Annotated in this window: 10 protein-coding genes; 4 read left to right on the plus strand and 6 right to left on the minus strand. The window is 74.5% G+C overall.

Features of this window, described 5'->3' with window-relative positions; genetic code table 11:
- Positions 1-2 precede the first annotated feature (2 nt).
- Complete coding sequence (hisS, locus tag WCD58_RS01360) at positions 3-1,277, minus strand: histidine--tRNA ligase (RefSeq protein WP_337698831.1); 1,275 nt, start codon at positions 1,275-1,277, stop codon at positions 3-5.
- A complete protein-coding gene (locus tag WCD58_RS01365; protein WP_337698832.1) occupies positions 1,274-1,966 on the minus strand; it encodes an MBL fold metallo-hydrolase in 693 nt (230 codons plus the stop codon). Before WCD58_RS01365 ends, hisS begins: the two co-directional genes overlap by 4 nt.
- 92 nt (positions 1,967-2,058) lie before the next feature.
- Between WCD58_RS01365 and WCD58_RS01370 the strand changes: the two genes are divergently transcribed.
- Both WCD58_RS01370 and WCD58_RS01375 read left to right on the plus strand, forming a co-directional pair.
- Entirely contained in the window at positions 2,059-2,874 is an 816-nt protein-coding gene (locus tag WCD58_RS01370) for a peptidylprolyl isomerase (protein ID WP_337698833.1), read from the plus strand.
- Between the two features lie 74 nt (positions 2,875-2,948).
- Entirely contained in the window at positions 2,949-3,752 is an 804-nt protein-coding gene (locus WCD58_RS01375; protein WP_337698834.1) for an alpha/beta fold hydrolase, read from the plus strand.
- Here WCD58_RS01375 and WCD58_RS01380 read toward each other — a convergent pair.
- Positions 3,745-4,500, minus strand: coding sequence for an SDR family oxidoreductase (locus tag WCD58_RS01380; protein ID WP_337698835.1), 756 nt, complete (start codon positions 4,498-4,500; stop codon positions 3,745-3,747). The genes WCD58_RS01375 and WCD58_RS01380 overlap by 8 nt on opposite strands.
- A gap of 61 nt (positions 4,501-4,561) precedes the next feature.
- On the opposite strand from WCD58_RS01380, the gene WCD58_RS01385 reads away from it, so the two are divergent.
- Positions 4,562-5,551 (plus strand): helix-turn-helix transcriptional regulator, encoded by a 990-nt coding sequence (locus WCD58_RS01385; RefSeq protein ID WP_337698836.1) that lies wholly within the window; start codon positions 4,562-4,564, stop codon positions 5,549-5,551.
- 9 nt (positions 5,552-5,560) lie between these two features.
- Positions 5,561-5,938, plus strand: a complete 378-nt coding sequence (locus WCD58_RS01390; RefSeq protein WP_337698837.1) for a nuclear transport factor 2 family protein — start codon at positions 5,561-5,563, stop codon at positions 5,936-5,938.
- Between the two features lie 61 nt (positions 5,939-5,999).
- On the opposite strand, the gene WCD58_RS01395 is transcribed toward WCD58_RS01390, so the two are convergent.
- From WCD58_RS01395 to lgt, 3 genes are all read right to left on the minus strand, one after another.
- Positions 6,000-7,514, minus strand: a complete 1,515-nt coding sequence (locus WCD58_RS01395) for a glutamate synthase subunit beta (RefSeq protein WP_337698838.1) — start codon at positions 7,512-7,514, stop codon at positions 6,000-6,002.
- The gene (gltB, locus tag WCD58_RS01400) at positions 7,507-12,114 is read right to left on the minus strand and encodes a glutamate synthase large subunit (RefSeq protein ID WP_337698839.1); all 4,608 of its coding nucleotides are present in this window, start codon (positions 12,112-12,114) and stop codon (positions 7,507-7,509) included. Before gltB ends, WCD58_RS01395 begins: the two co-directional genes overlap by 8 nt.
- A 233-nt stretch (positions 12,115-12,347) precedes the next feature.
- Positions 12,348-13,472, minus strand: a complete 1,125-nt coding sequence (lgt, locus tag WCD58_RS01405; RefSeq protein WP_337698840.1) for a prolipoprotein diacylglyceryl transferase — start codon at positions 13,470-13,472, stop codon at positions 12,348-12,350.
- Between the last annotated feature and the right edge of the window lie 10 nt (positions 13,473-13,482).

A 13,482-nucleotide genomic window follows, 5' to 3' on the forward strand; every position in this document is an offset into this window, starting at 1 on the left:
GATCAGCCGTCATGCAGCGCCCGGTCGACCGCGGCGGCCGCGCCGTCCAGGGCGATCGCGGCCTGGCTGCCGTCGGCGAGGTCCTTGAGCTGGATCTCCCCGGCCTCGAGGTCGCGCTCGCCGAGCACGAGCGCGAAGCGGGCGCCCGAGCGGTCGGCGGCCTTCATCGCGCCCTTGAGCCCGCGGTTGCCGTAGGCGAGGTCCGCGCGGATGCCCGCCCGCCGCAGGGACCCGACGATGCCGACGAGGCGCTCCTTCGCGGCGTCGCCCAGCGGCACCCCGAAGACCTCCACGCGCCCGGCGGCGTCGTGGCCGGCCTCCTCGACGCGGCACGCCAGCAGCGCCCGGTCGACCCCCAGCCCGAAGCCGACCCCGGAGAGCGCCTGCCCGCCGAGCTCGGCCATGAGCCCGTCGTAGCGCCCGCCGCCGCCGATGCCCGACTGCGAGCCCAGGCCGTCGTGGACGAACTCGAACGTCGTCTTCGTGTAGTAGTCGAGCCCGCGCACCATCCACGGGTTCTCGACGTACGCGACACCGAGGTCGTCGAGGTAGCGCTTCACCGCCACGTGGTGCGCGGCCGCCTCGTCGGAGAGGTGGTCGACCATCAGCGGCGCGCCGTCGAGCTGGGCGCGGACCTCGGGGCGCTTGTCGTCGAGAACGCGCAGCGGGTTGATGCGGGCGCGCTCGCGGGTGGCCTCGTCGAGGTCGAGCTTCTCGAGGAACCCGGTCAGCTCGGCGCGGTACTGCGGGCGCGTCGTCGCGTCGCCCAGGCTCGTGATCTCCAGCCGGTAGCCGCGCAGGCCCAGCGCGCGGAACCCGGCGTCGGCGACGGCGAGCACCTCGGCGTCCAGCGCCGGGTCGTCCACGCCGATCGCCTCGACGCCGACCTGCTGCAGCTGGCGGAACCGGCCGGCCTGCGGGCGCTCGTAGCGGAAGAACGGGCCGTCGTAGCGCAGCTTCACCGGCAGCCCGCCCCGGTCGAGACCGTGCTCGATGACCGAGCGCACGACGCCCGCCGTGCCCTCGGGGCGCAGGGTGACCGAGCGGCCGCCGCGGTCGTCGAACGAGTACATCTCCTTGGAGACGACGTCGGTCGACTCGCCCACCCCGCGGGCGTAGAGCGCGGTGTCCTCGAAGACCGGCAGCTCGATGTGGGCGTAGCCCGCGCGGTCGGCCTCCCGGATGAGGGTGTCGCGGACCGTCGTGAACTCGGGCCCGACGTACTCGGGGACGCCCTTGGGCGCGGCGAAGCCGCCGGCCGGCACCGACGCGCTCACAGGTGACGCCCGGGCGCGCTGGTCAGGCCCTGCACGAACGGGTTGGAGGCGCGCTCCTGGCCGACGGTCGTCATCGGCCCGTGTCCGGGCAGGACGGCGGTGTCGTCGGACAGCGACAGGATCTTGTCGCGGAGCGAGGCCATCATCTCCTCGGTGGAGCCGCCGGGCAGGTCGGTGCGCCCGATGCCGCCCTGGAAGAGCGTGTCGCCGGCCAGCAGGAACGGCTGGTTGTCCTCGGTCGCCGACCGGAACACCACCGAGCCGCGGGTGTGGCCGGGCGTGTGGTCGACGGTGAGGCGCAGCCCGGCGAGCTCGAGCTCGGCGCCGTCGGCGAGGACCTCGACCGAGCGCGGCTCGCGGAACTCCAGGCCCGGGTACATCGCGGCGATCTGCCGGCCCATCGGCCCGACCGACCCGAGCGGGTCGGCGAGCATCCCGCGGTCCTCGGGGTGGATGAAGGCGGGGATGTCGTCGCCGTCGCACACCGGCGTCACCGACCACATGTGGTCGAGGTGACCGTGGGTGAGCAGCACCGCGACGGGGGTCAGCCGGTGGCGCGCGAGCACCTCGCGCAGCCCCTCCTCGGCGTCCTGGCCCGGGTCGACCACCACGGCGGACTCCCCCGGGCCGGGCGCGACCACGTAGCAGTTGGTCTGGAACACCCCGGCCGGAAAGGCCTCGACCAGCACGTTCTCGTCCTCCTCGCGCGTCGACCTCGCTCGGCCCACCCTAGTCGAGACCCTCACGGGGACCGGTCGGCGCGGTTCCTACGATGTCCGCCGTGCCGACGAACGAGCAGCGCCGCAAGGCCGCCAAGCGCAAGCTGGAACGCCAGATCGAACGGCGGGCCGAGCGCACCCGGCGGCGTCGGCAGCGCCTGGCCGTCATCTCGGTCATCGCGGTCGTCGCCGTGCTCGCCGTCGGCGCGGGGGTCTACTTCCTCGTGACCGGCTCCGACGAGCCCGCGCCCGCCGCCGCGGCCCCCTCGACCTGCACGTACAACCCGTCGGAGCCGGCGTCCAAGCCGAACACCCCGCCCGACGGGAACCCGCCGACGACCGGCACCGTCGACGTCACCCTGGAGACCACGCAGGGCGCGATCCCGATGACGCTCGACCGTGCGTCCGCGCCGTGCGCGGTGAACGCCGTCGTCAGCCTCGCGTCGCAGGGCTTCTACGACGACACGCCCTGCCCCCGGCTCGTCTCCAGCGCGGGGAGCCTGCAGGTGCTCCAGTGCGGTGACCCGACCGGCTCGGGGTCGGGCGGCCCCGGCTACCAGTACGCCGAGGAGCCCCCGCAGGGCCTGCCGCCCTTCCCGGGCGCCGAGGGCCAGGCCTCGACCTACGCCCGCGGCCTGATCGCCATGGCCAAGAGCTCGCAGCCGGGCTCCACGGGCAGCCAGTTCTTCCTCGTCTACGGCGACTCGGCGCTCCCGCCCGAGTACTCGGTCATCGGCCGGATCGGCGGCGGCGGGCTCGCCGTGCTCGACCGCGTCGCGCAGGCCGGCGACGACGGGTCCAACCAGGCCGGCGGCGGCGCCCCGCGCACCCCGGTCCAGATCCAGCGCGCGGTCGTCGCGGCGCCGCCCGCGCCCTGACCGGCAGCGGACCGGCAGCGGTCTGACAGCAGAGCGCGCCATCGTCGGGTCGGCACCCGACGAGAGGAGCTCTCATGCCCACCTTCCCCGGCGCCGCCGGCACCGTCTTCCACGACCAGTGGCTGCCCGCGACCCCGGCCCGCGGCGCGGTCGTCCTGGTCCACGGCCACGGCGAGCACCTCGGGCTCTACGACGCCCTGGCCCGGCGCCTGGCCGCCGACGGGCAGGCCGTCCACGCGCTCGACGCCGTCGGTCACGGCCGCAGCGAGGGCGAGCGGGCGCTCATCGCGTCGTGGGACCTGCTGGTCGACGACGCGCGGACGCTCACGACGATCGCGCGCGAGCAGCACCCCGGCGTGCCGCTGACGGTGATCGGCCACTCCGGCGGGGCGCTGGCGGCGCTCCTGCTCGCGCTGCGCTCGCCCGAGCCGGTCGACGCCCTCGTACTGTCCGCGCCGCCCGCGATCGCCCAGGACTGGATCCACGGGTGGCTGGCGCTCGGTGAGCCGGAGCTGCCCGTCGACGACCCGCGCGAGCTCCTGAGCACGCACCCGGACTACGTCGACGCCCTGCTCCACGACCCGCTGACCCACCACGGCGGCTTCCGGCGCGAGACGCTGCAGGCGGTCGCGGACACCTGGCCCGAGGTCGCCGACGGGCTGGCCGGCGGGCGCCCGGCGATGCCGGCCCTGCTCGTGCACGGGGAGGCGGACCCGCTGGTGCCGGTCGAGCACGCGCACCTCCTCGCGGGCCGCATGCCCGACGCGCGGGTCGTGACGTTCCCCGGCGACCTCCACGACGTGCTCAACGAGCACGACCGCGAGGCCGTGCACGAGGCGGTGGCGGCGTTCGTGAGCCGGGAGCTCGCCGTCAGGTGAGCCCCCCGTCGGCGCGGAGGTTCGCCCCGGTGACCCACCCCGCCTCCGGACGGCAGAGCAGCCCCACGACGTCGGCGACGTCGTGGGGCTCGCCGATCCGGCCCAGCGCCGTGAGGGCGGCCGCGCCGGCCAGCGCCTCGGGCGGGGCACCGGCGCGCAGGAGTTCGGTGTCGGTGGGGCCGGCGGACACGGCATTCACGGTGATCCCGCGGCCGCCGAGCTCCCGCGAGGCGACGCGGACGATCTGCTCCACCGCCGCCTTGCTCGCCGCGTAGACCGTCTCGCCGGGGCTCGGCCACGCCGTCCCGACGGTGGAGAGCGCGACGATCCGGCCACCGTCCAGCATCCGGGCGGCGGCGTGCTGCACCGACAGCAGCACCCCGCGCGCGTTGACGGCCATGACCCGGTCCCAGGTCTCCACGGTGACGTCGGCCAGCGGCCGGTGCTCGGCGACGCCGGCGCCCGCGACGAGGACGCCCAGCCCGCGGGCTCCTTCCCGCGCGAAGAAGGCCTCGGCGTTCGCGAACACCGGGGCGAACCACTCGGGGTCGGCGACGTCGAGCGGGAACGCGCGGGCGGTCCCGCCCTCGTCGAGGACGGAGGCGACCACGTCGTCGGCCGCGTCCCGGCGGTCGCGGTAGGTCAGCGCCACCGTGGCGCCGTCGCGGGCCAGGCGGCGGGCGACGGCGGCGCCGATCCCGCGGGAACCGCCGGTCACCAGGGCGCCGAGGCCGTCGAGAGGTGTCATGGCGGGAACGCTGCCGGGCGTTGCGGAAGGAATCGTTCCGCAACCCGGTCATGCTGGCCGTGTGTCCGAGACCGCGTCGCGGCTGCTGCGCCTGCTGACCCTGCTCCGGAGCAGACCGCGCTGGACCTCCTCCGAGCTCGCCGACCGGCTCGCCGTCAGCACCCGGACGGTCCGCGCCGACGTCGAGCGGCTCCGGGGTCTCGGCTACGACGTCGACGCGACGACCGGCACCGGCGGCGGCTACGTGCTGCGCCCGGGCGCGGCGCTCCCCCCGATGAGCTTCGCCGAGGACGAGGCGCTCGCGATCGCGGTGGCGCTGCGGACGGTCAGCGCCTCGGGGCTCGCCGACGCCGCGGACGCCACGGCGTCCGCCACCGCGAAGCTCGACCGGCTCCTGCCCTCGCACCTGCGCCACCAGGTCGCGACGCTCTCGGCGGTCGCCGACACGGTCGACGCCCCGCGCGACGCGGTCGCCTCCGAGGTCTTCGCGGCCGTCGCCCGGGCCTGCCGGGAGCACGTGACGCTGCGGTTCGCCTACCGCGACCGGGGCAACGCCGTGAGTGAACGCCGGGGCGAGCCCCACCGGCTGGTGCACGTCAGCGGGCGCTGGTACCTCGTCGCCCGCGACCTCGACCGCGACGACTGGCGCAGCTTCCGCCTCGACCGCATCACGCCGCGCGTCCCGACCGGTCCCCGCTTCGCCCCGCGGGACGCGCCCGAGGGCGGGTGGGACCGCCTCGTGGTCCGGGGACGCATGCAGGCGCTGTGGCGGTACCGGGCGCGGGTGGTCGTGCACGCGGGCGCGGAGACGGTGGCCGCGAGGGTCCCGGTCGGGAGCTGGTGCGTCGAGCCGCGGACCGACCACACCTGCTGGCTCGACGCCGGTGCGCAGACCGCGGACCTGCTCGCGGTGTACCTCGGGGCCCTCGACCTGGACCTCACGATCGACGCGGATGCATCCCCGGAGCTCCACCGGGCCGCGCGGACCCTCGCGGCGCGGTACGCGGCTGCTTCCGATTCGTCCAAGTCATCGGGGCCCGCTCCGGCATAGCGTGCGGGCATGACGACGACCGAGCACGAGCTGATCACGCTCCTCGACGACTGGGGCGCGGCGATCGTCTCCGACGACGCCGATCGGATGGCCGCATACATGGACGACGACTGGGCCATCGTCTCGTGGACGGGCATCACGTCCCGCGACGACTTCCTGGCCGTCGTCCGCTCCGGCGCGCTGGGGCACACGCGCATGGAGGGCGTCGGCGAGCGCCGCGTGCGCGTGCACGGCGACGTCGCCTACCTCAGCGTGCGCGTGCTCTCGACGGCGCAGTTCGGAGGGCAGGACATCCCCGCCGACGAGTGGACGACCGACGTCTTCGTGCGCCGCGACGGGCGCTGGCTCTGCACCCTGACCCACATCACGCCGGCCCGGAGCTCCTGAGCCCCGGATCGAGCGCGTGGCGTGACGGACACTCAACGTCTGCGACGCCACGCCGCTGACATCACCCCGCCGGCGAGAGGGGCAGGGCGCCGGGGTGCAGGGGCGCGGGGAGGTCCGTGGTGCCGTCGGGGTCGAGGTAGCGGTCGACCGCGGCGGCGGCCGAGCGGCCCTCGGCGATCGCCCAGACGATCAGCGAGGCGCCGCGGTGGGCGTCGCCGCACACGAACACGCCCGGCGCGTCGGTCTGCCAGTCCGACCCGCAGCCGATCGCGCCCTTCGGGGTCCGTTCGATGCCGAGCGCCGGGAGCAGCGCGGTGTCGTCGGGGCCGGTGAACCCGATGGAGAACAGCACGAGGTCCGCGGGCATCTCGTGCACCTCCTCGCTGGTGGGGACGACCTCCCGGCGCCCGTCGGCGTCGCGCCGGACCTCGACCGACGAGAGCTCGACCGCGCGCACGTGGCCCCGGTCGTCGCCGACGAACCGGCGCACGGCGGTGGCGAACAGGCGCTCGCCGCCCTCCTCGAGCGCCGGCGGGGTGCGGAAGACGTACGGCCAGGTCGGCCAGGGCGAGGTGGACTCCTGGCGCGTCCGCGGCGGCGGCGGGTACTGGTCGAGCTGGTGCACGGCGAGCGCGCCCTGCCGGGTCGCGGTGCCGTAGCAGTCGGCGCCGGTGTCGCCGCCGCCGATGATGACGACGTTGCCGCCGCGGGCGTTGATCGGTGAGGGCCCGTCGCCCTCGCACTCGCGGTTCGCCGGCACCAGGTAGTCCATGGCGAGGTGCACGCCGTCGAGGTCGCGGCCCTCGATCGTCCGGTCGTCGCGCCCGGCGAGCGCCCCGACGGCGAGCACCACCGCGTCGTGCTCGGCGCGCAGCCGCTCGACGGGCATGGCCGGCCCGCCGACCTCGCAGTCCACGACGAAGCGGGTGCCCTCGGCCCGCATCTGCTCGAGACGCCGGTCGATCTCCCACTTCTCGAACTTGAACTCCGGGATGCCGTAGCGCAGCAGGCCGCCGAGGCGGTCGTCGCGCTCGAAGACGGTCACGTCGTGCCCGGCGCGCGTGAGCTGCTGGGCCGCGGCGAGCCCCGCCGGCCCCGAGCCCACGACGGCCACGCGGCGACCGGTGCGGTTGCTCGGCACCTGGGGGGAGACCAGGCCGTCGGCCCAGCCGTTCTCGGCGATCGACCACTCGACCCGCTTGATCGCCACGGGCCCGGGCTGGCTGGTGATCGCCAGCACGCACGCCACCTCGCACGGCGCGGGGCACAGCGCGCCGGTGAACTCCGGGAAGTTGTTGGTGGCGTGCAGGCGCTCGCTCGCCCGGTCCCACTCCCCGCGGCGGACGAAGTCGTTCCACTCCGGGATGAGGTTGCCCAGCGGACAGCCCGCGCCGCCGGAGTGGCAGAACGGGATGCCGCAGTCCATGCACCGCGCCGCCTGGACCTCCGTGCCCTCGCGGACCGCCGGGTCGGTCAGCGGCGCGTACAGCTCGTGCCAGTCGGTGCGGCGCTGCTCGACGGGACGCTTCGGGTTGTCCTCGCGGGCGTACTTGAGGAATCCGCGCGGGTCAGCCACCGGCCGCCACCTCCATGATCACCTCGTTGGGGTCGCGACCCTCGGCCTGGGCGCGCTGGGTCGCGTCGATCACCCGCTGGTAGTCGTCGGGCATGACCTTGACGAACCGGCGAACGGCGTCGTCCCAGTGCGCGAGCAGGTCCGCCGCCCGCGGCGAGCCGGTCAGCTCGCGATGGCGCTCGACGACGCCGTGCAGCCAGTCGGCGTCCTCGTCGTCGACCTCGCGCAGCGACACCATCTCCGGGTTCACGCGCACCTCGGGCAGGTCGAGCACGTAGGCGACGCCGCCGGACATGCCCGCGCCGAGGTTGCGCCCGGTGGTCCCGAGCACGACGACCCGGCCGCCGGTCATGTACTCGCACGCGTGGTCGCCGGTGCCCTCGACCACGGCGAGCGCGCCCGAGTTGCGCACGCAGAAGCGCTCGCCGACCTGGCCGCGCAGGAACACCTCGCCGCCCGTGGCGCCGTAGGCGATGACGTTGCCCGCGACGACGTGCTGCTCGTCGGGGGAACCGACGAACGGTGCGTCCGGGTGCGGGCGGACGATCACCCGCCCGCCGGAGAGCCCCTTGGCGAGGTAGTCGTTGGCGTCGCCGACGAGGTCGAGGGTCATGCCCGGCGGCAGGAACGCGCCGAACGACTGGCCCGCCGAGCCGGTGAACTCGACGTGGATCGTGTCGTCGGGCAGCCCGGCGTCGCCGTACCGGCGGGTGATCTCGGCGCCGGTGAGCGTGCCGACGGTGCGGTTGACGTTGCGCACCGGCATCTCGAGGCGGACCGGGGTGGCGTCGGCGAGGGCACCCTCGGCGAGCTGGAGCAGCGTGCGGTCCAGGGCCCGGTCGAGCCCGTGGTCCTGGGGCCGCGTCCGGATGCGGTCGGTCGGCGCGCCCTCGGGCACGTCCGGCACGGTGAACAGCGGCGTGAGGTCGATCCCGCGGGCCTTCCAGTTGTCGACGGCCTCGGCGGCGTCGATCAGCTCCGCGTGCCCGATCGCCTCGTCCAGGGTGCGGAAGCCGAGCTCCGCGAGGTGCTCGCGGACCTCCTCGGCGATGAACCAGAAGAAGTTCTCGACGAACTCCGGGCGGCCCGTGTAGCGCTTGCGCAGCTCCGGGTTCTGGGTCGCGACACCGACCGGACAGGTGTCGAGGTGGCAGACGCGCATCATGATGCAGCCGTTCACCACGAGCGGCGCGGTCGAGAAGCCGTACTCCTCGGCACCCAGCAGCGCGCCGACGACGACGTCGCGGCCGGTCTTCATCTGGCCGTCGACCTGCACGGTGATCCGGTCGCGCAGCCCGTTGAGCATGAGCGTCTGCTGGGTGTCGGCCAGGCCGACCTCCCACGGGCTGCCGGCGTGCTTGAGCGACGTCAGCGGCGCGGCGCCCGTGCCGCCGTCCCAGCCGGAGATCAGGACGACGTCGGAATGGGCCTTCGCGACCCCCGCGGCGACCGTGCCGACCCCGACCGACGAGACGAGCTTGACGTGGATCCGCGCGTGCTCGTTGGCGTTCTTGAGGTCGTGGATGAGCTGTTTGAGGTCCTCGATGGAGTAGATGTCGTGGTGCGGCGGCGGCGAGATCAGCCCGACGCCGGGCGTCGAGTGCCGGACCTCGGCGATCCACGGGTAGACCTTCTGCCCGGCGAGCTGGCCGCCCTCCCCCGGCTTGGCGCCCTGCGCCATCTTGATCTGGATGTCCTCGGCGTTGACCAGGTACTCGCTGGTGACCCCGAACCGCCCCGACGCGACCTGCTTGACCGCCGAGCGCTTCGACGGGTCGTGGAGGCGGACCGGGTCCTCGCCGCCCTCACCGGTGTTCGACTTGCCGCCGATGTTGTTCATCGCGATCGCGAGGTCGGTGTGCGCCTCGGCCGAGATCGACCCGTAGGACATCGCGCCGGTGGCGAAGCGCTTGACGATCTCGGTGGCCGGCTCGACCTCGTCGATGTCGATCGGCGTGCGGTCCTCGGTGCGCAGCCGGAACATCCCGCGCAGGGCGCCGCCCTGCGACACCAGCCGGTTGACCTCCGCGGTGTAGCGGCGGAACACGTCGAACTGCCCGGTGCGCGTGGAGTGCTGCAGCAGGAACACGGTCTCCGGGCTGAACAGGTGCAGCTCGCCCTCGCGGCGGTAGGCGTACTCGCCGCCGACGTCGAGCGCGCGGTGGGCCCGCTCCCCCGGGTTCTCCGGGTAGGCCTGCCGGTGGCGCTCGGCGGTCTCGCGCGCGACGACGTCGAGCCCGCCGCCGCCCAGCTTCGACGAGGTGCCCCAGAAGTACTCGTCGACGAAGTCCTGCGAGAGCCCGACGGCCTCGAAGACCTGCGCCGCCGTGTAGCCCGACACCGTCGAGATGCCCATCTTCGACATGACCTTGCGGACGCCCTTGACCAGCGCCTGGATGTACCTCCCGACGGCGTCGGGGTACTCGACGTCGGTCAGCCACCCGCTGGCGATCATGTCCTCGAGGGACTCGAACGCCAGGTACGGGTTCACCGCGGCCGCGCCGTAGCCCAGCAGCAGCGCGATGTGGTGGACCTCCCGGGCGTCGCCGCACTCGACGACGAGCGCGGCCTGGGTCCGCTCCCGGGTGGCGACGAGGTGGTGGTGCACCGTCGAGACCAGCAGCAGCGCCGGGATCGGGGCCCACTGCGCGTCGGAGTCGCGGTCCGAGAGCACGAGGATCCGCCGGCCGGACGCGATCGCCGCGGAGGCCTCCCGGCGCACGCGGTCCAGGGCGTCGGCCAGCGCCCGCTCGCCGCCGTCGACCTCGTAGAGCCCGGAGATCACGGTGGCGGCGAAGCCCGGCATGTCGCCGTCCTCGTTGATCCCGATCAGCTTGGCCAGCTCGTCGTTGTCGATCACCGGGTTGGGCAGCACGACCTGGCGGCAGGACGCGGGGCCGGGGTGGAAGAGGTTCTGCTCGGGTCCGATGGCGCGCGCCATCGACGTCACCAGCTCCTCGCGGATCGCGTCGAGCGGCGGGTTGGTGACCTGGGCGAACAGCTGGACGAAGTAGTCGTAGAGCAGTCGCGAGCGCGCCGAGAGCGCCGCGGTGGGCGTGTCGGTGCCCATCGACCCGAGCGGCTCGGCACCCGTCGTCGCCATCGGCGCGAGCAGGATCCGCAGGTCCTCCTCGGTGTAGCCGAAGGTCAGCTGGCGCCGCACGACCGACGCGTGGGTGTGCACCACGTGCTCGCGGGGCCGCAGGTCGTCGAGGTGCACCAGCCCGGCGTGCAGCCACTCGCCGTACGGGCGCTCGGCGGCCAGGGCGCTCTTGTAGGCGTCGTCGTCGACGATCTCCCCGACGCGGGTGTCGACGAGGAACATGCGCCCCGGCCGCAGCCGGCCCTTCGCCAGCACGCGGGACGGGTCGACGTCGAGGACCCCGGACTCGCTGGCCAGCACGACGCGGTCGTCGTCGAGGTGCCACCAGCGCGCGGGCCGCAGCCCGTTGCGGTCCAGCGTCGCGCCCATCAGCGTGCCGTCGGTGAACGTGACGCACGCGGGGCCGTCCCAGGGCTCCATCAGGCTCGCGTGGAACCGGTAGAAGTCGCGCTGGTCGGCGGGCATCTCGGCGTGGTTCTCCCACGCCTCCGGCATCATCATCATGACCGCGTGCGGCAGCGGGCGGCCGCCGAGCGCGAGCAGCTCGAGCACCTCGTCGAAGCTCGCCGAGTCCGACGCGTCCTCGTGGCACACCGGCATCGCGCGCTGCAGGTCGCCGGGGAACAGGTCGGTGGCGAGCAGCGCCTCGCGGGCGCGCATGCGGTTCCGGTTGCCGCGCACGGTGTTGATCTCGCCGTTGTGCGCCATGCACCGGTACGGGTGCGCCAGCGGCCAGCTCGGGAACGTGTTGGTGGAGAACCGGCTGTGCACGATCGCGATGGCGCTGTCCAGGCGCTCGTCGCGCAGGTCGCCGAAGAACAGGGGCAGCTGGTCGGTGGTCAGCATGCCCTTGTAGGTCATGGTGCGGCTGGACAGTGAGGCGATGTAGACCTCGCAGTTCTCCTCGGCCGACTGCCGCTCGACCCGCTTGCGCAGGATCCAGGCGAGGCGGTCGAGCGCGATCCCGGCCACCGAGCGGTCGGGCACCGCGACCGCCAGCTGCGCGAAGTGCGGCATGGCGCCCCGGGCGACGGAGCCGACGTCGGCGCCGTCCGGGTCGACGGGGACGTCGCGCCAGCCGAGGACGTCGAGCCCCTCCTCGGCGGCGATGCGCTCGAGCAGCGAGATCGCCTTGAGCCGGTCGTCGGGGTCGGCGGGCAGGAACGCGAGCCCGGTCGCGTAGGCGAGCACGGGCGCGCCGCCGTCGGGCGAGGGCTGGGGCTCGGGGAGCTCGAAGTCGACGGTGGCGCGCAGCAGCGCGTCGGGCACCTGGACGAGGATCCCGGCGCCGTCACCGCTGGTCGGCTCGCTGCCGGCGGCGCCGCGGTGGTCGAGGTTGTGCAGCACCGCGAGCGCGTCGCGGACGATGGCGTGGCTGCGCTCCCCGCGGGCGTGCGCGACCGCGCCGACGCCGCAGGCGTCGTGCTCGTAGGCGGGGTCGTAGAGCCCCTGTCGTGTGCCCCCTGGTGTGCACTGGCGTGCGCTGAGTGCGGACATCCGGCGCCTCCTCCTCGTCGCGCGGGTGCTGGGGACCCGGGGACGACGGTGGCCCTGGATGGGTGCGGCGGTCGGCGTTCCCGCGCGCGCAGCGATGCGGCGGTACGCGCAGCGGGTGAAGGGACACCGACAGCGGCGCCGGACCCCGACGTCCCGCGCGGTGCCTCTGGATCGTAGACCGCCGGACGGACCCTGGCAGGCCCGTCGCGTGCGGTGGTGTCAGGTCGTGACGGTCAGCTCTTCGCGGCCGACGGCGGTTCCGCCGGCGCGTCCTCCTCGCGCTCCTGCGCGGGGTCGGCGGGCGCGGCGTCGACGCTGCTGGGGTCCGAGGCCCCGCCCTGACCCCCGGGCTCGGCCGCGGGCGACTTCTCGGTGCGGCGCGCCTCCACCTCGTTGTGGGCGCGCTGGTCCTCGTTCCCGTCCCCGGTGCTCTTGTCGGCCACGGACTCGGGCGTACCCGAGGTCCCGTCGGTCGAACCCGTCTCGGCCGCGCGGCCGAACACCTCACGCGGGCGGCCCCGGAAAACGATCATGTAGGCGACGGCGCCGAGGAACACGACGGCCGCCACCACCACGTTGATCCGGATGTCGCCGAAGACCCGGGTCGCGGGGTCGGTGCGCATGAGCTCGATGACGAAGCGCCCCGCGGTGTAGCCCGCGACATAGAGCGCGAAGGCCCGGCCGTGCGAGAGCCGGAAGCGCCGGTCGGCCCACACGACCAGCGCGGCCACCGCGAGGTTCCAGAGCAGCTCGTACAGGAACGTCGGGTGCACGATCGCGATCGGGGTGGGGTCGACGGCGACGCCGGTGAGGCTGTCGGTGACCCCGGTCGCCGGGTCGACGCGGCGGTAGATCTCGAGGCCCCACGGCAGGGTCGTCGGGCCGCCGTAGAGCTCCTGGTTGAACCAGTTGCCGAGCCGGCCGATCGCCTGCGCCGTGACGATGCCGGGCGCGGCGGCGTCCGCGAACGCCGTCAGCGGCACCCCGCGGCGCCGGCACGCGATCCAGGCGCCGACCCCGCCGAGCGCGATCGCGCCCCAGATGCCGAGCCCGCCCTGCCAGATGTAGAGCGCCGCCACCGGGTCGCCGCCCGGCCCGAAGTACGTCGGCCAGTCGGTCGCGACGTGGTAGAGCCGCCCGCCGACCAGGCCGAACGGCACCGCGAACACCGCGACGTCGGTGACCGTGCCGGGCTCCCCGCCGCGGGCCACGAACCGGCGCTCGGTCCAGAGGATCGCCACGACGATGCCCGCGATGATGCAGAGCGCGTAGGCCCGCAGCGGGATCGGCCCGAGCTCCCAGACACCTCGGGGTGGGCTGGGGAGATAGGTCGGGAGGGCGGACACCGCGGCGAGCACGGCCGCCACG

The organism is Actinomycetospora flava (genome assembly GCF_037400335.1).
GTDB classification, from domain to species: domain Bacteria; phylum Actinomycetota; class Actinomycetes; order Mycobacteriales; family Pseudonocardiaceae; genus Actinomycetospora; species Actinomycetospora flava.

Excerpts from the sequence above, each read along its gene's own strand:
- WCD58_RS01375 (WP_337698834.1), top strand. The coding sequence starts at position 2,949 with ATGCCCACCTTCCCCGGCGCCGCCGGCACCGTCTTCCACGACCAGTGG.
- WCD58_RS01380 (WP_337698835.1), bottom strand. The coding sequence starts at position 4,500 with ATGACACCTCTCGACGGCCTCGGCGCCCTGGTGACCGGCGGTTCCCGC.
- WCD58_RS01390 (WP_337698837.1), top strand. The coding sequence starts at position 5,561 with ATGACGACGACCGAGCACGAGCTGATCACGCTCCTCGACGACTGGGGC.
- gltB (WP_337698839.1), bottom strand. The coding sequence starts at position 12,114 with ATGTCCGCACTCAGCGCACGCCAGTGCACACCAGGGGGCACACGACAG.